Here is a 21,484-nt window from a genome sequence, read left to right as displayed (position 1 = left end):
TGGTGGCTTGATGCTATCGGCCTTTTTTGTTTCTACTTTTAAGGAAGGAAAATTGGCATTACAAAGCGAGATAAATCAACACGGTGAGATAGATAATCCATTGCTGTGGCCCATATTAGAGATCCTTAGAAAACACCCTTCAGGTTGGAAAGTACACACTTTAGCCAGTCAGCTACGTGAACTAGGGTACATTCACCAGTTTGACCCATCTCCAGATAAGGACTTGTTTAAAAGAAACTTCCTTATCATGAACGCGTTATATCTGCTTCAAGAACATTTATATCCGGAACAATGGCTTTGTGTCGATGCAATGAATATTTCCCTTATAGGGGAGGCAGGCTCGTCACTTAACGCGATTGATCATCTCGATCCTTTGCGCGAGTATTACCTTAATTGGACTCATTTTGAAGCAAGTGAGAGCGAAGTTCGCGGCCTACTCAAAGAATTTTGGCAAACTTATCAACGCTACATCGGCGGGCATTCTACCAGTGATATGGATAAATCCAAGGCGCTAGCTCTGTTTGAGTTAGAAAGTTCGGCAACGCAGGAAGAGGTCCGAAAACGTTGGCGTAAACTGGCTTTTCGTTGGCATCCTGACTGTGAAGGTGGTGACGCTGACCGTTTTAGAATGTTATGTAAGGCGTGGAACGTCCTTCGAGACAAGTAATAAAGGCAGCACAAATCGGCTGCCTTTATATTTGCGATGTCGTCGGTTAGTGTGACGGCTTGAATTGAGATTTACGCATACGGTTTAATGCTGCCATCACATCCAGTGTGCGAGGCTTAGCTAAGTCACCTTGTTTTGGTAACGATGCATGCCATTCTGCAGATAACATCTCTTCGATTTCTTTCGCTGGATTGTCACACCAGCCTGGAAATTGTGCCAACTGGAACCACAGCCAACCAATCGTGTTCACTTCGTCAGCGGATTCCAACTGTTCCAGAGCACTTAAATCGGTAAATTCCTTACCGAAGCGAAGTGAATCTTTGCCCTTGGCATTCACGCGGAACTTACCATCGGTCAGGATATTCATTAACGCCACACGGTTTAACGCTCGTGGACGGAACGTTTTCAATGCTTCTTCCGATTCGTTATGACGCTGAGTTGGATGCTGATCGATGACCTGTTTCGCTTTCTCAGTCACATCGACCGCTTGGTAGTCGTGCATCTGAATAACGGTATCCGCCACATCCAGATAATCACCAGAGCCACCCATTACGATGATCGTGGAAATATCGAGCTCATCTCTGAGTTGTCCAATGCGATCGACCAGTGGTGTAATCGGCTCATCGCCTTTCGCCACTAATGCCTGCATGCGCTCATCACGAATCATAAAGTTTGTTGCCGAGGTATCTTCATCGATAAGCAGAGAGGTTGCTCCCGCTTCGATGGACTCTTGCAGCCATGCGGCTTGAGATGTTGAACCTGAAGCATCTTGGGTCGCAAAATCAGCGGTATCTTTACCCATTGGCAGATGATTAATGTAGTTCGACAGATTTAAGTGATGAACACAGCGTCCATCTTCAGCTCGAATCTTCATTGATTTATTGTCAGTGACAACATACTCACGACCATCTTCTGGAATGTGATCGTAAATAGAACGTTCAATAGCATTCAGTAAGGTCGATTTACCATGGAAACCACCACCAACAATGAGCGAGATGCCTTTTGGGATACCTAAACCGGTAATATAACCTTTGTTTGGAGCATGCAGAGTCACTTGTAGCGATTCCGGTGCCTTAAATTCGACGGCATCTTTCATCGGTAAGTCACAGTTACCAGCCACGCGAGGAAGAACACTACCATTTGCAACGAATGCAACTAAATTATTTGCTTCCAATTGTTCTCTAAGCGCATCTTGATCTTCCACAACCTGACAATGCTTTATCAGCGCATCTTTATCTAGCTCACGTTCGAGCGTTGCACGTCGAATAAATTTAGGTAAGTGGAAAGTCAGAATGTTATTGGCCTTCTTACCAAGTACTGAGCGGCCTTCAGCTGGAAGATTCACTCGAAAACGCAGTTCAATACCTTCTTCAGTAAACAAAACGGCGGTATTGTCGAGTACCGTTTGGCCGTTCAAAGCAATGGAAACGGAGTTTTCTTGCTTGGCAAAAAGGTCAAAACTGCGAGCGATAAAATCTCGTGCAGCTCGCTGGAACGCCGCGGATTCATTTCTTAACCACTCAAGACCAGTTAGAGACCATTCGCGAGTTGCACGCAAGCGAGAAGCAGAAGCATAAGGGTCACCTTGAATGTGGTCGATAAACAAAGTGAAATCAGTAAAGTCATATTGACCTTTGATTTGCTGGTAAGCACGGTAGTTCTGCTTTTCAATTTTCTTAAGCGTGGCAGTTAACTGATCCATGAAAATATTGGCCTTTTTATTAGAAGCGGGCGGCGATTATAGGAATCACCGACTATAGAGTAAAGCAGTATACGGCAATATACCGGTAAGACTGACCGCTAAACTGGAAAATCCATAGCGAAATTATTTAGGCGCAAACTCGGACGGATAGGTGGGCCGCTCATCTAATGGACGCTGACTGAGTAGACCTTGCTCAAATTCATTACAGGGCATGGGTTTGCCGTAGAGAAATCCTTGTACTACGTCGCAGCCTTCATCAATTAAAAACTGCTCCTGGCTTGTAGACTCAACACCTTCCACGACGACGTGAAGCTCAAGTTTTTTGACGATGTGGATAATGGAGCGAATAATTGCTCGGTCGTTTTCTGATTTATCCATTTGCTGTACAAAGCTCTTATCAACTTTTATGGCATCAAATGGGTACTTCTTCAGATAACTAAATGAGGCGAATCCGGTGCCAAAGTCATCAAGTGACAATGTCACGCCAAGCTGATGAAGTTTATTGAGTGTTGTCACCGCAAGTGTTTCATCGGCGATTAAGGCACTTTCAGTGACTTCCAATTCGATAAACCGAGGTGGGAGATGAAACGCTTCGAGAAGGTGCTCAACCTGGTCGGCAAAGTTGACGTTTTGTAATTGAATAGGAGAGACATTAACCGCAATTTTAAAGTTATCCGTCATCTCTGACCATTGCTTGGCTTTTGCTATCGCGGTACGAAGAACAAATAATCCGACTTCAAATATTAAGCCATTCTGCTCGGCCATTCGGATCAATGCTTCGTTGGAGACGTCACCTAATACCGGATGCCGCCAACGCAATAAGGCTTCAGCGCCAACCCATTCGTGCGTGGTAGGGTTAACCTTTGGCTGAAAATAGAGCATGAGATCATCATTGCGTACGGCTTGTAATAAATAGCCTTCTAGCTGGCTATGGTTGTTAAGGTCGTTTGAATGACTTTCACTAAAGTATCGGTATGCTTCCCCAGATTCTTTACACAACAGCATGGCATAACAGGCGTTTTGCAGCAGTTGCTTGGCGTTGCTATTTCTTTGGGCCCTGACCACACCGATGTAGGAGTGTAAGTGAACCTCAGTCCTATTATTGTAAAAGTTGCTCACGCTTACGCTGGAAATCTCTTCAAGTAATTGATTGAGCTTTCCCTCTACATCATCCCCGGAGACTAACAGCACCAAGTCATTAGAACTCGGTCTTCCTGTAACAAAACTGGAAACACGTTCGGAAAGGCGCGAATGAAATTCTTTGAGTATTTCGTCAAAGGCTTCGAATCCATATCGTGTTTGTATACTTCTCGCGTTACTAAAGCCGATATTGATGATGACGAGAGATTGCGTATCGTCTCCAAGCGCTTGAAGAGATTTTTCAACTACCTGCTCTAAAGCGGACCGATTTAAGAATCCCGTGCCTTGATCGTGAGTTTTCTGATAGCTTACTTGTTTCTCAGCAGCTTTGCGCCGATCGATCTCTTTGGTTAATGAATAACTTAGTTGCGCAAGGTCTGTGGTTCTGTTTTCTACACGGTTCTGTAGTTCATGGTTCAGGCGCAATAGCTTGTGTTGCTGAAACACCACCGCAAGCTGAGCTTCAATGGAGTCTTTGAACGTGCTCATTAACTGAAGATACGTTTCACTGAACTTGTTAGCTTTAGAATCAAGCATACAAATAGTCCCGAACACCTCGCCATTGGGCCAAAGTAACGGAAGGCCAGAATAGGATACCATTCCAAGTTTTATATCGGGGTTGCTGCACCACGCTTCGTCTTCTGGGGCGTAAGGAACTGTCAGCTCCTGCTGGTTATTAATTACATACTCGCAATATAAACCGCTGCCGTGTGATTCCTTGTCTCCGGGTTTGTAAGGGTTTCCTGGCGTGTTGCTTGAGGTATTTACTTCAAGGTAGTCCTGGTGGGCACGCATGATAAGTGTGGTCGGCACTTCACCTATTTGAGCAAGCAGGTTGACTATCTCTTGCCATCTTTTTTGCATGGAGTCAGGAATTTTATAATCTAATGTCTGAATTCTCCCCATATTGTCGTCCTTTACTGTAGTTTCACATCCTGTGAATTGAAGCCTATTGTGGCATTCGTTATTTATATCACTGCTTATACTCATTAAGTATAGAGGTGGGTCAGCGCGAGATATAAAAAAGTCCTGAAAATGATTCAGGACTCTTAATAGTTGCAAGTTGTCTCAGATTTGAAACGCGCGAAATGACACTTAAGGTTTAAGTAACGCTAGGTCTTCGATTGAAACGTCTTGAGAGTAGTCGACATCAGCAAAATTGAAGCCATTGAGCTTCATGAATTCATCTTTGAAACCCTGATAGTCGCCAGTCTGCTTGAAGTTATCTCCGTTCATTTGCTCAACAAGCTGTTTTACCTCTTGCTGTACTTGCGGGTCTAATTCAAGGTCATCGATTCTGATCAGCCTTTCGCCATCCACGGGAACAGTTGTGTGACTGTACAGCTTGGTGGTGAACAAGCGTTGCATCTGCTCTATGCATCGCTCATGCGTGCCTTTTTCTTTCATCACACGGTAAAGTGCCAGTAAATAAGGCGATAAGGCGGGGATGAACACACTCGCTTTGGTAACGAGCGCTTTACAAACGGTCGCATAAGCGCCACCACCAAAGTTAGCCAGCTTGAGGTTTAATGCGTGGCTGGTCTGGTGCAGATCGATTTTTGCACGGCCTAAAGTACCGTCCAAGTAAATAGGGTGAGTGAGTTCTGGCCCCATGTATGAGAATGCGATGGTTTGGCAACCTTCAGCAAGTGACTCTGCATTGATTAACGCATCAATCCAGCTTTCCCAGTCTTCGCCGCCCATCACTTTGATGGTAGCTTCTGCTTCCTCTTCGGTTGCAGGCTGCAGAGTGCTCTCTACCCACTGATCATTTTCCAGCATGATAGACGCGCCAGTGACCGGTTCACCAATCGGCTTGATGACACTGCGCCAGAACTCATCACTGTTTGGTTTTGGACGAATACCTGTCGCCAGACTGTAAATCACTAAGTCTACTTCACCTTCGAAATAGGTCTCAATAGCCTCAATGACTTCAGTACGTACAGTGTCTGAGAACGCGTCGCCGACAATATTGATTGCAGTACGACCAGCATTATTCGCTTCTTGTTTGAAAAAGATATTGTTGTACCAGCCAGCACTACCAACGCCTTTCTCCGATGGACCATGTTCAAACGAGACGCCAATGGTATCGGCTTCTGCACCACCGAAAGTAAGCGCAATGCGAGCGGCAAGCCCAAAACCAGAAGAGGCACCAATAATCAAAACCCGTTTCGGTCCGTTTTTGATTTGCGGTGCTTGTTTTACGTAATCTATTTGCTCTTTTACTGATGCATGACATCCGTATGGATGTGCAGAACGAGCAACAACACCTTGAATTAAAGGTTCTATTCGCATGTTGTTATCTAACCTCGATGAATGAAATCGTGTTCAGAATAACCTAAAGTTAGATAACACTTATTGAGCTAGACCATTAAAACTAAAAATGTTTAATCAATTCTTGAGCTACGAAATCAGCGATCCATGGCTGCGCTTCCGGCTTAGGGTGAAGGCCATCATTCATCATCCAATCTGGCTTCGTAACCAGATGCTCCAGAAAGAAAGGCATTAATTGCACTTGCTGATGTTCTGCTAATTTTGGATAGATATCGTAAAACATGTCACTGTAACGTTTACCGTAATTTGGCGGCACACGAATTTGCATCATGATGACTTCCGCACCAAAATCTTTGATCATAGTAATCATTTTGGAGAGATTTGACGTAATAAGCTTAGGCGGGAAACCTCGAAGGCCATCATTTGCACCCAGTTCAATGAGAACAATGGATGGTGAATGTTGTTCAAGAAGTTGAGGAAGGCGGGCCAGACCATTGCCAGTGGTATCACCTGAGATGCTGCCATTAATAACTGTTACAGTTTGACCATGTTCTAAAAGAACGTCAGGGAGTAAGCTAGGCCAACTCTTCTCAATCGGCATATTGTAGCCAGCACTTAGGCTGTCACCTAAAACAAGCAGTTTTTCGTTAGCGAACGCCGTAACAGAAAAACAAAAAAAGAGAACTAAGGAAAGTAATCGAATCATGCAAACACCTGTACTCAAAGCACCTATTGTTCAAGCGAATTTAGTTTCTAAACAAGTCTCTACTAATAACGAACGTTTAACAATCCTTAAAGATGTAAATATTGACATCAGAAAAGGAGAAAAAATTGCAATAGTTGGCACTTCGGGGGCGGGTAAGTCGACGTTAATGACGCTTCTTGCTGGCCTTGACACGCCGACATCTGGAGAAATTACTTTACTCGGTAACGAACTATCCAATCTCGACGATGAAGAGCGTGCGAAGATTCGGGCAGATTCATTGGGCTTTGTTTTTCAGAGTTTCTTATTAATACCGAGTCTTACGGCATTGCGTAACGTGACTCTGCCATGCTTACTGCGTGGGGACGTCGAAGATGAATTAAGAGCTTCAGAATTACTTAAAGCCGTTGGGCTAGAGAAACGGCTTGACCATCTTCCTAGTCAGCTTTCTGGTGGAGAACAGCAGCGAGTCGCCCTCGCACGTGCATTTATGACGCAACCGGAACTCCTATTTGCAGATGAGCCAACAGGCAATTTAGATCACCAAACCGCTGATAAAGTGATTGAGTTGTTATTTGATCTCAATGAACAGCATGGCACCACGCTCATTTTGGTCACTCACGATAGTCATTTAGCTGATCGATGTGACCGTATTTATCGCATGGAGGCGGGTGAGCTTAAGGAGGCGATATAATGTCTGCATTATCTTCAAGTAACCAGAGCTCAGCAGAGCAGAGTGCCGCCCAGAAACACTCTTCAACCAAAAGCTTAATTCGTTGGAGCCTAGGGGAAATCAAACAAGGCAGCCTTTGGCCGATATGTGTGGCGCTTGTACTCGTTATCGCCAGTATTTTTGCACTCTCTGCGTTGGCATCACGGATGGAGCAGGTGATCGTAAAACAAGGTAAAGATGCGCTGACCGCTGATGCGGTATTTGTCTCTGCCAACCCATTAACTGAATCCATTCTGAGTGCGACTGAATCGCTCAAAACCTCGAAAATGACGCGCTTTCCAACCATGGCTTTTAGTGATAACGGCATGCAGTTGATATCCGTGCGAGCGGTCGATGAACAATATCCACTCATGGGCGACTTAGTTCTGACTAACAATCCTTCTGGGCGTGTTAAAGCAGGAGAGTTATGGCTAGACGAACGAATTTTGGCACAGTTAGATGTAAAAATGGGTGACACTGTCACCATTGGTGATGCGGATTTTATCGTTTCAGGCGCTGTTCTGATGGAGCCGGGCTTAAGCTTTAATCCTTTTCAACAGATGCCTTCGGCGTATATACATCAAAGTGATGTTGCGAAAACAGGGGCGATACAAGTCGGTAGCCGAGTGCAATATCGTTTGTTTATCAAAGCAGACAACAACACACTTAAAAAACTACAAGATACCACTGAATTATCACCGAGTGATCGATGGCGAACTCAAGACAGTTCTAGCCGCAGTAACGAAATCTTCGAACGGACAACACAGTATTTATCACTCACGGTTGCGATTGTGATCATCATGGCTTCGACGACGTTGGTTCTGACCTGCCAGAATTATGTAAACAGCCGAACTCAGACTATCGCCATGTTAAAGAGTCTGGGAGCAAGCCGACGTTGGATTGAAAAATGGCTATTTATCCAAGTGGCGATTTTACTCATCAGTGCGAGTTTGGTTGGGTTGATATTGGGAAGTGGCCTCGAGTACCTGTTACGAATTCCATTGAAAGGTTTATTACCTGATCCGTTACCTAGTTACGGTGTCACTCCATTTCTCGTTTCTTTCATCTCCGCGGTGTTGATCACCATTCCTGCACTGGGTATACCATTGTTAGGGCTGATTAAAACACCTGCATTAGAAGTGCTTCAGCAAGGCAAAGCGCAACGCTCATGGAAGCGAATGTTGCTTGTTTTAGTGCCAGTCATCCCTTTGTTAATCTTATATGCCAACAATACTTTAGTATGGATTGTGCTGATTGGTATTGCAGCACTGTTTGTTGTTCTGGCTTTAGTGAGCGTCTCGCTAACTAAGTTATTTGCAAGCGTCTCGACACAACCAGCTATGAAACTGGCGCTTAGCCGGATCAACCGAACACCAGTCACCAGTGGATTGCAATTCGGTGCTTTGGCTCTATCACTCATGCTGTTATCCATTATCTGGTTAGTACGCAGCGATATACTCGCCGATTGGGAAAGGACGCTACCAGCTGATGCGCCCAATGTTTTTGCTTTAAATATCGCTGAGTATGAACTCGCGGACTATCTGGAAACGCTGGATAAAAATGGCGTTACCCGGTCACAAGCGTTTCCTATCATTCGAGGGCGTTTAACCGAAATTAACGGTCAAAATGTGAAAGACATCGAGTACGAAGGCGAAGAGTCTGATGCAATCCGTCGCGAGCTTAATCTAACCTGGGGAGATAGTTTACCAGAGTACAATGAAGTGCTAGCAGGAGCTTGGACGAATCAAGCGAGCGTTTCTGTCGAATCTGAAGTAGCAAACGAACTCGGCTTAAAGTTAGGTGACAAATTACGTTTTGTTATCAACAGCCAAAACTTTGATGTGACAGTCGATACGATTCGACACGTTGAATGGAGAGATATGAAGCCAAACTTCTACTTTATCTTCTCTGAAGACGTTATGGATAGTTTGCCAGGTTCATATCTTATAAGTTATCGAATCACAGAGGATAACCAAGCGTTGTTGACATCGATGTCGCGAGCGCATCCGACGGTATCTGTTTTAGATATCCGCACTATGGGTGAAAAAATTCAAGCATTGATTCAACAAATCGTATCTGCAATTACGATTCTTGCCTTGTTGGGAGTGGTTGCAGGGTTGCTACTTATCTTCACGTTATTACGTTTGAGCCTATCACAGCGTCAGCAGGAAATTCGCTTGTATCGTACGTTAGGATCCAGCAAAAAACGTATCAGCACCACATTGTGGGCAGAGTATGGAATCATGGCGTTAATTGCTAGCTGTGTGGCTGTATTTACAGCGGAACTTTGTGTTGCTGCCGTGATGACGTATGGACTTGAACTTAATGCCCAGATACACCCAGAACTGTGGATAGCTTTACCACTTGCAACCTTTGCAACGTTAGCATTGGTTGTCATGAGTTTACTAAAAAGATTGTTAACACCAATAAACACTTAATTAGTAAAGCTCTAAAACAGTGATAACTCATCCATGACACTTTTATTGTAGTTATCCACAAAAACAGTGGATAACTTTTGGGATAACTGAAGAGTGCAAAAAGTAGGGTATTTCGACAGGCTTTATGCCGTGGGTGTTGTGGTAAATATCTTATTCACACCTGCCTAAAAATTGCTTTTACATAGAACGCAGTCAAGCACTTTTTCGCACTTTTTTTTGTTTTTAAAAACACGTTTTGAGGTCTATGCAAACCCATGAACTTTTTGTGATTTTAATCATGCTCAAAGACGAGTAGAATTAACCACAAGTAAAGAATTTCCCTTATAAAATATTCAGTGAAGCAATGAAGTCTGAGTTTCCAAGTTATAAAGAAAAACACATCGTTGTTGTTGGTGGCGGAGTAGCCGGATCTACAGCAGCCATTCATTTTGCAGAGCTAGGGTTTAAAGTATCCGTTATTGAAAAGGGTGTGTCCTTAGTGAATGGGCCCCCAATCTGTCATCTGCACGCTGGCGGTAACTTATATCGAGAGATCTCTGAGCAACAATGTTTAGACTTGCTCTCTCAATCGATTGATACCATCAGGCTGTATCCACTGTCACTGAATATCCGCCCAACTATTATTGCCGTTCCGCATTCTGATGGTGGTGATCCTTCCACTCTTATCCCGCGTCTTGAGGTAATTAAAAGCGCGTACCAAACGTTGGTGGATAAGGATGAACGTAACCGAGTACTTGGCGAACCTAGTGAATATTACAAACTGTACTCGAAAGAAGACTTAATCGAACTTTCGAAGCGCACTCAACCCGCCGAGCCGGTCAGTTTTGATGACTGGACCATACCGTTTGCTCAACACGCTGATTTAGACTCGTTGAAATACCCAGTGGTATCCGTCCAAGAGTATGGTTGGAGCGTGTTCAGACTGGCTGCAATTGCCTCTCTTACCTTAGAGCAGTTACCTAATGCAGATGTACTCACGCAAGCTGAACTTAAACGAGCAGAATGGGCGGGCGATCACTGGCAGTTGAACTATCAGCACAATGGGTCGGACTGTGAGTTAAATTGTGACTATCTGGTGAACGCCTGTGGTTTCGAAACTGGCTCTGTTGATAATGCTGTTGGCGCCAAACGTGACCGATTGGTTGAGTTTAAAGCCGCTTACATCACTCAATGGCAAGCGTGTGATCAGCAATGGCCAGAGGTCATTTTTCATGGCCCTCGCGGTACTGATAAAGGAATGGCACAGCTAACGCCATATGGAGATGGTATTTTCCAACTGCACGGTATGACAAAAGGCATCACGCTGTTTGATGATGGGTTGGTTGCAAGCACAAGCACCTCAGCTCAACCAGAACTACCTAATCTTCTGTTGTCAAAAATTCGTCTGGGTTGGAAAGAAGAAGCGCTAGAGGCGAGAACAAACAATGCCATCCAGCACATGGCTCAGTTTATCCCTGCATATCACACCGCAGTGAAAGGTGGTAAAGCACTATTCGGTGCCCAGCAGATCCCGGGAAGTGATCCTGTATTAAGAGCTGCGGATGTTACTTTTGAACAAAACAACTATGCGCGAGTGGAAATTGTAAAAGCGTCTTCTACCTTGTTGGCCGCGCAAAAGATACTGCATCATTGGTTTGATATCGAACCGCAACAAGATGTCGAGTTACAACACCCAGTTGCCATTCATTGGAGTGAGCAAGATGTCGAGAAATATGCAATACAACTGACTCAAGAACGAGATTATCCAAAGTCGCTCGCTGAACGTTACGGCATGTAATCCTGTTCTTTGCAGTAATTGGGCTCAGTAGCCAAAAAACTGAGCCCATTGACACCACAAGTCTTGCAACCTCAATCTATCACCTTTTACAAACGTTACCTTTTGACCGGGCTTTGCTTGCGCCAGTCTTGGTAAGTCTATTCTTGCTACACATCCAAGCTTCGGGTAACCACCTATGGTTTGATGGTCGTTGAACAGTACAATCGGATTGCCATCATTGGGCACCTGTATTGCGCCAAGAGCGATACCTTCAGACAGTATTCCATCGTACGGCGGTGTAATTGTGTCGCCCTGTAGCCGGTATCCCATGCGATTGGAATCCGGTGAGATGGTAAACTCACTTGAGTAAAGGGCATCTAACGCTTCGACATCAAAGTCATCATACTGGTAGCTTTCTATCACTCTTAACTTAACGGGTAAGTTGTAGTCGGGCTTAAAGCGAAAGGTCATTTGTCTCGGTTTATGCTGGGGTAATCGATGAGGGGTAAACGGCAATACATCACCAGTTTGCAGCGCACTACCTTTAGCGTCCAGACCACCAAGTAACTCTCTACAAACCGTTGATGAGCTTCCAAGATGTTCTGCAATATCGAATCCGCCTTTCACCGCCAAATAAGCGCGCAATCCATTTTTAGGCATGCCAAAGTGAAGTTTCTGGCCTGTTTTTAGTATGAAGTCAGACCAATTCGCAATTGGCACTCCGTCAACTTTTGCGTTTAAATCTCCACCACAGATAGCGAGATGGCAATTATGTAACGCTACAAACGTCGCGTTTCCTAATGTAATTTCGACGGTAGAACAATTTACTGGGTTGCCGAGCAGGTAGTTTGCCCAACTATACGCGTAATCATCGACAGGGCCACCTTGGGTAATACCAATATGCGCTAAACCAAAACGACCAAAGTCTTGAATCAATGAAAGTGGTCCTGGTTTTTCTACTCGCAATCCAGCGTCACTCATAAAACTCCTCCTAAGTCGATAAATTCCTGTTTAGTAATTGCAGAAAACGTCACCCTGTCACCTACATCAAACGGAATGAAGGGAGGAGTATCAGAAAATAAAGCGAGCGGACTTCGGCCAATAATATTCCACCCGCCCGGACTATCCGATGGATAGACCGCCGTTTTACTGTCAGCAATGCCTACGCTACCGGCAGGAACACGGGTTCTAGGGGTGGTGAGTCTTGGCATAACCAGCTTGTCACAAACATCGGATAGAAAGGCAAAACCTGGCGCAAACCCTATAGCAGAGACGCTATACACCGTTTGAGTATGCAGGTCTATTACGTCTTGCAAGGATAAACCACAATTGTTAAATCGTTCTAAATCTAATGCGGTTTCTTCTGAGTAATAAACAGGAATCGAAATATTGTTAGGCTGTCGGCGGTCGTACAATTCAGGATCGAACTGGCGGAGAATATGGTTTACTTTATCAATCAGACTGCTTTCATCGATTCTAAAGGGCAGGTAGTCAATTAAGACTGTTCTATAAGAAGGAATAACATTCATGATAACACTTGCCAGATGTTCCCTTATTTGGCGAGCTACTTCTCCGATGTGCTCCTCATGAATGCACTCCTCAAATCTTACAAGGATACTGGATTCCGAGACAGCTGAAATATTAAACGTTTCCTGTTGCATTAATTCCCTCCAGAATACAGGCTCTGACGAATTTTTTTAATCAAAGCAATGGACTCTTCGTTATCTCCGTGAACACAAATTGTATCGGCTTCGAGAAGAATATAATTACCCGATGCGGTTTTTACACGGCCTGATTCCGCTAACATGCGTACTTGTTCGAGAATGGCATGTTCTGTTTTTAAGACTGCATTTGGCTGCGTTCTTGGCGTAAGCATGCCATTGTCTTGGTAAAGTCTGTCTGCAAATGCTTCGAACAGCAATGGCACATCAAAGTCATCTGCAATTTCTAAGTATTTTTCGTTCTCTTGCGATGCAAGAATCATCAACGGCACTTTGAATAAAGCAGCAGCCTTAACAACAGCTCGAAAAACAGCATCGTTTTTCATCATGTCGTTATACAGCGCACCGTGGGGCTTGATATAGCCAATATCAGTATACTGAGCGCGGCAAAGTGCTTGTAACGCACCAACCTGATAAACAACCATGTTCGTGATTTCATCACCCGTCATACTCAATGAACGACGCCCAAAACCCTGAATATCGGGATAGCCCGGATGAGCACCAATTTCGACATCATTCATATTGGCAAGAGTGATGGTTTCATGCATCACGTTTGGATCGGATGCGTGAAACCCACAGGCGATATTGGCCATATCAACATGAGGCATTACGTCTTCATCGGCCCCCATTTTCCAAGAGCCATAGCTTTCGCCCATATCGCAATTTAGTGTGAGTTGTTGTTTATTCAGTGTCATACGTTCAATTTTACTCAAGCAATCAACTGACGATGCAGGAAGATACGCCTGGCTTCAGTGATTAAGTTCATTATTTAAACAGTTAAACGAGGTAAGTCTCGTTACAGTATTAACTTTAGATTATTTGAATTGATTCGAATATTTAGGTAATTCATTCTATTTCAATTCATTTTTTATGCCGTTGTCGATGATTTTATTCACCACCGTGTTACGCTTTGCGCCCTAAATAAGGAATGGGTTGCATATTCATCTTCGGTTGTTTGATTGTTATCTGACTACGGGGCATTAAATGTCATTACGAATAAAACTTATTTGGCCAACTTTAGTTTCTATCGCTGCCATCTTCGTCATCAGTAAAGTTTACATCTATCATGCCGTGCATCTGTCGTCAAAGGTCAAACTTGCTGAAGACACGCGGCTTTTAATTAACATCGCCTCACATTCAATTAAAGATGCGCTTAGTGTAAACGACAAGCAAAAGGTTGAATCAATTCTTTCTGAGCTACTGAAGCAATCTGCCATTGCAGCCGTTCAATTAAAAGACAGCGACAAGCGGACAATCACTTTTTTAAGTAAAGATGGCGTAACCCTTACTGAACTGAATGAAATGAAAAGCTCAGGAAACAATGCGGAATCCGAATACGAGTATATAGAAGTTGCCATTACCCATTACGGCTCTATTGTGGCATTGATAGAAGTAAAGTTTACTAACCCAAGCGTTCTGATGTTGGTAACAGATGGCATAATTGGGATCCTCATCTTGCTGCTGGTTGGCGTGCTTTTACGAGCTCTTACAGATCGTTCTGCTTTTAAACCATTACTGGATCTTAAACTTGCGGTAGACGATTTCGGCTCTGGACACCAGTTTAAGGTAGAAAGAGGGCATGATTTACGCGATGAAATAGACGCGTTACTTTGCTCATTTGAAAGCATGGTAACGAAACATCGACAACGTGATAAACAGCGCCAACATAACCTAGAATCCCTGAAACAAGAAAACTGCTTTCTTCAAGATGTTATTGAATCATTACAGTACGCCCTGATTACGGTAGACCGTGAAGGAATGATCATTCACTGTAATTCAGCGACTTATAAAATTTTCAATCGAAATAACCATCACTTGTTGCAAACGCATGTTCGCGATCTCATTAAAACAAAAACAGGCCGTGAACTCGCCCAATTTCTAGAAAAATCCTCGCAATGCAATGAGATGACACTAACGGATGTGGATAGTAGCCGTCAATTTAATGTATCAAGCCGATACCTTTCAGATCAAAGTTGTATGTTGTTCGAGATTCGGGACGTTACAGAGTTAGAGGCTTCACTGAGTCGGGAACACATTGCTGGGCGAGTGTTTGAAAGTAGTCAGGATGGCCTAATCGTTCTCGATCATAAAGGGGTGATCACAATGATTAACCCTGCGGCTTCAAAGTTGATGGGGGTAGCGAACGACCAGTTAGTTGGAAAGCCGTTAATTAATAATATTCGCCATTTAAAACTGAGGAGAATGGTTCCACATATTGTCCAGTCCCTTACAAATTATGGTATTTGGCAGGGGGAAATCTTAGAAGAGAATCGCCTAGGCAAGCTTATTCCGATGTTTGCGAAAGTAAACTGTATTGTAAAATGCGAAAGAAACAGCCTTTACGATTCGGTGATTGTACTTACCGACCTTTCTGATGCAAAAGAGATGGAACGCTTAGAGTACCTGGCACATCATGACCCGCTGACCGGATTAGCGAATCGCGCTAAATTCAACGCAGAGTTAGAAGAACTGGTACAAAGATCAGCCTACGTCCGAGACGAATTTGCGGTACTTTATTTAGACTTGGATGGATTCAAAGCAATCAATGACACCTACGGGCATGACGCTGGCGATGAAGTGCTGAGAATCGTGAGCAAACGACTTGTATCTGCAACACGACACGGTGATTTGATCGCCAGGCTGTCTGGTGATGAATTTGCAATGCTGGTCAACCCAGCTAATCAGACTATCGTCACACGCATTGCGGAACAGTTACTGACTGCAATATGTAATCCGATTCAATATGGTCAAAATGATCTACAAGTAGGCGTAAGCATTGGAGTGAAGCTGGTGAGTATCAATGAGCGAGATGCCGCCCGCGTTTTGAAAAGTGCGGATACAGCGATGTACCAAGCTAAAAAATCCGGAAAAGGGCGAGCAATATTAATGGGATATGAGTTGTAAGATACAGTTTTAATTAAAGCGTTAAAGCTTTAGACTATCCTTATTCGCGTCAGAAGGAACATAAAATGAAAGTACTTGTTACAGGCGGTATGGGCTATATCGGAAGCCACACTTGTATTCAAATGATTGAAGCTGGTATGACACCAGTGATTTTAGACAACTTATATAATAGTAATCCTGCCGTATTACACCGCATTGAAAAAGTTTGCGGAGTAAGTCCGAAGTTCATTAAGGCTGATATTCGCGATAAAGCAGCGCTAGTTGATGCGCTGCAAAGCAATGATATTGAAGCGGTTATTCATTTCGCTGGTTTAAAAGCCGTTGGTGAATCCGTAGCGAAACCTCTAGAGTATTATGATAATAACGTAAACGGTACTTTGGTATTGGTTGATGCAATGCGTGAAGCTGGAGTGAAGTCATTAGTATTTAGTTCTTCAGCAACGGTTTATGGTGATCCAGCTTCTGTGCCAATTACAGAGGATTTTCCAACAAGTGCTACCAATCCATATGGTCGCAGTAAATTGATGGTCGAAGAGTGTCTTACAGACTTTCAAAAAGCGAACCCAGATTGGAGCATCACTCTGTTACGTTATTTCAACCCAGTTGGCTCTCATCCAACAGGTGAGCTTGGTGAAGACCCTCAGGGGATTCCAAACAACCTGATGCCATTTATCTCACAAGTTGCCGTTGGCCGTCGTGAGTTCCTGTCGGTATTTGGAAACGACTACCCAACTCCAGATGGTACAGGAGTTCGTGACTATATCCATGTTATGGATCTTTCTGACGGTCACGTAGCAGCGTTAGAGAAAGTAGGTAACAAATCAGGACTGCATATTTATAACTTAGGTACAGGCAAAGGTTATAGCGTCCTTGAAATGGTTGAGGCTTTCCAAGCAGCGAGTGGCAAAGAAGTGCCTTACAAGCTGGTTGAGCGTCGCCCAGGCGATATCGCGGAATGTTGGGCGGATCCGTGTAAAGCGGCTACTGAATTAGGCTGGAAAGCAACCCGCACGCTTGAAGAAATGACGAGTGATACTTGGAGATGGCAATCTCAAAATCCGCAAGGTTATCCTGAGCTGAACTAATGCATTTAACAAGTTTATAACCTAAAAGGCGCAGTTTTGCGCCTTTTTTGATCTAAATCGTAAAAATCGTAAATTTGAGGTTAAAAGCTAGCAACGAATCCTAGACGTGCTAAACTAAGCCCGACTTCAAGTTTTGGTCTTTTCTTTCTCATAATCACTGGGGTAGTTCATGGAACTCGGTCTAATCATCGCTTTCATCGTAGCAGCAGCTGTAATGGTGAAAAAAGAGATGGCACAGCAGTAAATTTTCATTTTCCATACTTTTCTTTACCTTTTAGAAATGAAAATTTGATATAAAGCCAGCATTTAGCTGGCTTTGTTGTATCTAAGGATTAAGTCATCATTTTTAATTAAATTTCCTTCTGATTCTACTCATCTAACCGTATCTTTAATTCTAAACCGCCTAGATTCGACCCAACTCAAACATGGCTAACCAGCAACTGACGATCGTATAATCAGGAAAACGTTGCAAAATAGGCATTTCTCGTCATTACTAATCAATGTGTTATATTGTTGTTTCTTGATTTATTAACTGTCTGATAAGGCATCACTCGTGTGGTATACATCAGGTAAAGGAAGTTAATGTGCACAGCCCGATCACTTTAGAAGCGCTCCATATTTTGGATGCAATAGACCGAAGAGGCAGTTTTGCTGCAGCCGCCAATGAATTAGACAGAGCTCCTTCGTCTCTTAGCTACCAAATTCAAAAACTTGAGCAAGACTTAGATATCATTATTTTCGATCGCTCAGGGCATAAAGCTCATTTTACCGAAGCTGGTAAACTCATCCTTGAACGCGGGCGAGATATATTGAAAGCCAGCGAAAAGCTGGTAAACGACGCTACGGTATTGGCAAATGGGTGGGAATTAGATATCACCGTTGCATTCGATGGCATTATTCCTGTTTGTAACTTTTTTCCTATGGTGGATGCGCTATCTGAAGTCAGTTCTACCCGAGTCAGATTGCAAGAAGAGATTTTGGCAGGTGGTTGGGAATCGCTCAACACAGGCCGTTCTGATCTATTGATTTGTCCATCCCTGGACACGCTTCCTCAAGAAGTGAAGTCAGAAAAAATAGGTAAGATGACCATGCTTTGGGTCGCCGCTGCAAACCACTATGTGCATAAACGCAGCGGTGATTTTGATGAAGCGGCAAGAGAAAAGTATCGTATTATTGCGATTGCAGACACGGCTCGAGAGCAACCAGCGCTTTCAATGAATATTATTCAAAAGCAACCAAGGTTAACGGTCACCAATTTTACAGCGAAGGTCGATGCACTCAGAGCGGGGCTAGGTATCGGAACGCTACCAAGCCAAATAGCTCAGCCGCTGATTGAAAGTGGAGAGCTCAAGTTGATCGAAGGTACGGAGCCAATACCTATGGACGTCATTCTCGCGTGGCGTCGAAATACTATGGGAGAGGCTAAATCCTGGTGTATTCAATATTTGAAAAAAAATTGGGCGTTAAAGTGACCTTGTCACAAAAGTATTGGATTTTTCAGCACTAAGATTTATTTCCAGACAAGACAAAGCCCAGCTTGAACGATTCTATCCGTGTAGAAAACGTCGAGAGCTGGGCCTTCATTCTAGTTTAACGCTAAGACCATATCTGCAATACCATCCTCAAATTGAACATCAATATCAAACCCGAGGCTCTGTGCTAACATCAGCATTCCACGGTTAGTCGGCATTGTCATTCCTGATATTTGCTTAGTGCCTTTAACTTGGCAATAGCTAATGATTTTTTTCATCAATACCTTTCCGAGACCTTTTCCTTTTAGATCAGAGCGAATGAGAATAGCAAACTCAGCGTCGCTATTATCGGGCGTGATCAGAGCGCGGGCTACGCCAATAATTGATGGGCCGCTCTTATCAAATGCGACGGCGACAAATGCCATTTCTCTGTCGTAATCGATTTGAGTAAAGTTAGCCAAAGCCTCGTGGTTGAATTCACCAACTTCGGAGAAAAATCGCTTGTAAAGATCTTCTCTGGATACGCTATTGATGAATTGAGCATGTAGAGGCTCATCTTCAGGCAAGATAGGGCGAAGTAATACAGGTTGACCGTCACGCAAAGTGACCGTTTCAACAAACTCTGCCGGGAAAGGACGGATAGCAAGACGCGTTTGAGCATCGCCTTCATATTTTGTTAACGTCAAATCCGCATCAATGATCGTCAAATCGTTTCCAGACACGAGTACTGGATGGATATCCAGTCTATGTATTTCTGGTAACTCAACCGCCATCTGGGAAATACGAACCAAGAATTTCGACAGTTCGGTAATATCGAAAGCATCTTTATGCTTTTGCAAGCGGATCTTGCCTGATTTCAAAGCAACCACGACTAAATAGCGCGCCAGAGTCATGTTTAATGGCGGTAACGCGGCCACGGCATCTTGAGCAATATTCCATTCAGAACCACCTTGACCAAGCAATATCACTGGCCCAAATACTTTGTCTACAGCAATACTGATTCGTATTTCTTCAGCACTGCCAAGTTTAGCCATACCTTGTACTAAAAGGCCGTGGACGTTAGCAGATGGATAGCTAAGTTTGACAGCATCTAAAATAGAATTTGATGCACTCGAGACTTCATTACTGTTTCTCAGGTTGAGGGCAACACCATGAACGTCTGACTTGTGTGGAATATCAGGAGAGCGCAGTTTTACCGCGACCGGATAGCCGATATTTTCCGCCATATGTACCGCCTCTATTGCATCGGACGCGATCCACGTTGGCAGCACATTGAAACCAAACAGTTTAAAAAGTGGGCTAGTCTGGTGTGTATCTAACGATACTGTGTTTTTATCCAGCAATCGTTCATTTACCCATTCCATAGCAGAATTGATGCTTCCCGAGTGCAACGGTTCTGCCGTTGTTGGTGTTTCCATCAGTTGCTTTTGGTTTCTGCGGTATTCCACAAGGTGCATGTAGGCAACAACTGCACTTTCTGGTGTTCGATAAGTCGGTATTCCCGCTTGAGTGAAAGCAAGACGAGCCTCACGAGATGTTTGTTCTCCCGACCAGTTAGTCAGGATGTTAAAGTGCTTATGCCTCGGATGGGACTTAATCGCTTCAATCACATCGTACGCCGTATCTAGTGGATCAGAAACAGCAGAAGGGCTGTGCATAATCAAAATTGCATCCGCACAATCGTTGTTCATTAAGGCATTTATAGTGTCGACGTAGCGCTTTTTGGTCGCATCACCAGAGAGGTCGATGGGGTTCACTTCTCGCCAGTTTGGCGGCAGAACGGCTCTCAATTGCTCGGTCGAAGCTTCATCAAGCGTCGCTAAATTACCGCCACGTTCGAAAAGCGTATCCACGGCCATCACTGCAGGCCCACCGCCGTTGGTAATGACCGCTAATCGTTCTCCACGCAGGGGCACTGAGTGAGTTAGAGTTTCTACCGCTGCAAATAACTCGTGAGTATTGCTAACCCTCAACATACCTGTTCTGCGGATCGCAGAATCATAAATAATGTCTAAGGTATCGCCATCTTGCTGCTCAAGCGTATTCATCTCTTTCGACCGTCCTGCTTTTAAAACAAGGATACGTCGATTTCGGGACGCCGCTCTGGCCGCTGATAAAAAGCGGCGAGCATCACTGATCGAGTCAACGTAGAGCAAGATGGCCTCGGTATGTCCGTCCATACTCAAATGATCAAGTAAATCGGCAAAATCGATATCCTGACCTCGTCCAATCGAAATAAATGACGAAAAGCCGATATTTTTGTCGTTCGCCCAATCCAGAACAGTTGTACAAACGGCGGCTGATTGAGAAATAAAAGCAATTTTCCCTGGTTTGGCAGCAACCGGAGAAAACGTACAATTGAAGTTGTGCCAAGGGAGAATAATGCCAAGGCTGTTGGAACCCAAGACCCGAATATTAAGCGAAGACACATCGACGATTTGAGTGTCATCAGAGATTACGATAGCGAACTGAGTTCCACGCTCGTCTAATTCCTTGAGAAGCTTTTCATTACGTGAAGCGTTAGTACAAAGAATCGCGATATCTGGAGTCAAGGGCAGGGAAGCGATGTCAGGATAAGCGATAACGCCTAATACACTTTTGTGTTTTGGCGTTACTGGCATAATCGCGCCACCAAAACCACTTTGAAGAAGATTGCGCATGACCACGTGACCCGCGCGTAACTCTCTCGGTGATGCGCCAACTACCGCAACTGAATCAGGTTTAAAAAGCTTATGTAGTTTATTCATGCAGATTCCTTGCCTTTAACACGATATTGTTGAGAGCTTTACTGGATGGATATCAATAATCATAAACGAATACTTCTTAGAGAAAACATGCCAGAGATAAACAACGGAGAAAAACTGTACGAAGCTTGTAGAGTTTGTGTCACTCATCACATCAAAAAGGCAG

General features: G+C 44.0%; 15 protein-coding genes. 7 read left to right on the top strand and 8 right to left on the bottom strand.

Going from position 1 to position 21,484, the window contains the following annotated elements:
- Positions 1–10 precede the first annotated feature (10 nt).
- Entirely contained in the window at positions 11–667 is a 657-nt protein-coding gene (locus tag L9Q40_RS04790; protein WP_498792353.1) for a DNA-J related domain-containing protein, read from the top strand.
- Between the two features lie 46 nt (positions 668–713).
- Here L9Q40_RS04790 and L9Q40_RS04785 read toward each other — a convergent pair whose 3' ends face one another.
- From L9Q40_RS04785 to L9Q40_RS04770, 4 genes are all read right to left on the bottom strand, one after another.
- On the bottom strand, positions 714–2,369 hold the full coding sequence (locus tag L9Q40_RS04785) for a P-loop domain-containing protein (protein ID WP_498792351.1): 1,656 nt from the start codon (positions 2,367–2,369) through the stop codon (positions 714–716).
- Positions 2,370–2,492: 123 nt separating this feature from the next.
- Positions 2,493–4,415: a bifunctional diguanylate cyclase/phosphodiesterase gene (locus tag L9Q40_RS04780; RefSeq protein ID WP_498792349.1), complete on the bottom strand. Its 1,923-nt coding sequence runs from the start codon at positions 4,413–4,415 to the stop codon at positions 2,493–2,495.
- 189 nt (positions 4,416–4,604) lie between these two features.
- Complete coding sequence (gene fabV / locus L9Q40_RS04775) at positions 4,605–5,804, bottom strand: enoyl-ACP reductase FabV (RefSeq protein ID WP_498792347.1); 1,200 nt, start codon at positions 5,802–5,804, stop codon at positions 4,605–4,607.
- 82 nt (positions 5,805–5,886) lie between these two features.
- Positions 5,887–6,489, bottom strand: coding sequence for an arylesterase (locus L9Q40_RS04770; RefSeq protein ID WP_498792345.1), 603 nt, complete (start codon positions 6,487–6,489; stop codon positions 5,887–5,889).
- Here L9Q40_RS04770 and L9Q40_RS04765 point away from each other — a divergent pair.
- The 3 genes from L9Q40_RS04765 to L9Q40_RS04755 all read left to right on the top strand — a co-directional run bounded on the left by L9Q40_RS04765 (position 6,488) and on the right by L9Q40_RS04755 (position 11,413).
- Positions 6,488–7,180, top strand: a complete 693-nt coding sequence (locus L9Q40_RS04765; protein ID WP_498792343.1) for an ABC transporter ATP-binding protein — start codon at positions 6,488–6,490, stop codon at positions 7,178–7,180. The genes L9Q40_RS04770 and L9Q40_RS04765 overlap by 2 nt on opposite strands.
- Complete coding sequence (locus tag L9Q40_RS04760) at positions 7,180–9,636, top strand: ABC transporter permease (protein WP_498792341.1); 2,457 nt, start codon at positions 7,180–7,182, stop codon at positions 9,634–9,636. Before L9Q40_RS04765 ends, L9Q40_RS04760 begins: the two co-directional genes overlap by 1 nt.
- 343 nt (positions 9,637–9,979) lie before the next feature.
- A complete protein-coding gene (locus L9Q40_RS04755; RefSeq protein ID WP_020334892.1) occupies positions 9,980–11,413 on the top strand; it encodes an FAD-dependent oxidoreductase in 1,434 nt (477 codons plus the stop codon).
- 24 nt (positions 11,414–11,437) lie between these two features.
- On the opposite strand, the gene L9Q40_RS04750 is transcribed toward L9Q40_RS04755, so the two are convergent.
- From L9Q40_RS04750 to L9Q40_RS04740, 3 genes are read right to left on the bottom strand one after another with little or no spacing between them, the layout of a single operon-like run.
- Complete coding sequence (locus L9Q40_RS04750) at positions 11,438–12,373, bottom strand: 5-oxoprolinase subunit C family protein (RefSeq protein WP_014234239.1); 936 nt, start codon at positions 12,371–12,373, stop codon at positions 11,438–11,440.
- A complete protein-coding gene (locus tag L9Q40_RS04745; protein WP_020334890.1) occupies positions 12,370–13,053 on the bottom strand; it encodes a 5-oxoprolinase subunit B family protein in 684 nt (227 codons plus the stop codon). Before L9Q40_RS04745 ends, L9Q40_RS04750 begins: the two co-directional genes overlap by 4 nt.
- Positions 13,053–13,808 carry a 5-oxoprolinase subunit PxpA gene (locus tag L9Q40_RS04740; protein WP_065301167.1) on the bottom strand — a complete coding sequence of 252 codons (756 nt, stop codon included), beginning with the start codon at positions 13,806–13,808 and terminating at the stop codon, positions 13,053–13,055. The genes L9Q40_RS04745 and L9Q40_RS04740 overlap by 1 nt, the downstream gene beginning before the upstream one ends.
- A gap of 289 nt (positions 13,809–14,097) precedes the next feature.
- Here L9Q40_RS04740 and L9Q40_RS04735 point away from each other — a divergent pair, with 289 nt between their 5' ends.
- The 3 genes from L9Q40_RS04735 (at position 14,098) to L9Q40_RS04725 (ending at position 18,574) form a co-directional block, all read left to right on the top strand.
- Positions 14,098–16,017, top strand: a complete 1,920-nt coding sequence (locus tag L9Q40_RS04735) for a diguanylate cyclase domain-containing protein (RefSeq protein ID WP_498792336.1) — start codon at positions 14,098–14,100, stop codon at positions 16,015–16,017.
- A gap of 65 nt (positions 16,018–16,082) precedes the next feature.
- Positions 16,083–17,102, top strand: coding sequence for a UDP-glucose 4-epimerase GalE (gene galE, locus L9Q40_RS04730; RefSeq protein ID WP_118120058.1), 1,020 nt, complete (start codon positions 16,083–16,085; stop codon positions 17,100–17,102).
- Positions 17,103–17,686: 584 nt separating this feature from the next.
- Complete coding sequence (locus L9Q40_RS04725; RefSeq protein WP_020334885.1) at positions 17,687–18,574, top strand: LysR family transcriptional regulator; 888 nt, start codon at positions 17,687–17,689, stop codon at positions 18,572–18,574.
- 113 nt (positions 18,575–18,687) lie between these two features.
- On the opposite strand, the gene L9Q40_RS04720 is transcribed toward L9Q40_RS04725, so the two are convergent.
- A complete protein-coding gene (locus tag L9Q40_RS04720; protein ID WP_268669563.1) occupies positions 18,688–21,321 on the bottom strand; it encodes a bifunctional acetate--CoA ligase family protein/GNAT family N-acetyltransferase in 2,634 nt (877 codons plus the stop codon).
- Positions 21,322–21,484: the final 163 nt, after the last annotated feature.

Source organism: Allocatenococcus thiocycli (genome assembly GCF_921292965.1).
GTDB lineage: Bacteria > Pseudomonadota > Gammaproteobacteria > Enterobacterales > Vibrionaceae > Vibrio > Vibrio natriegens.
Note: the sequence above shows the minus strand (reverse complement) of the source record. Positions and strands in the feature narration are given on the sequence as shown.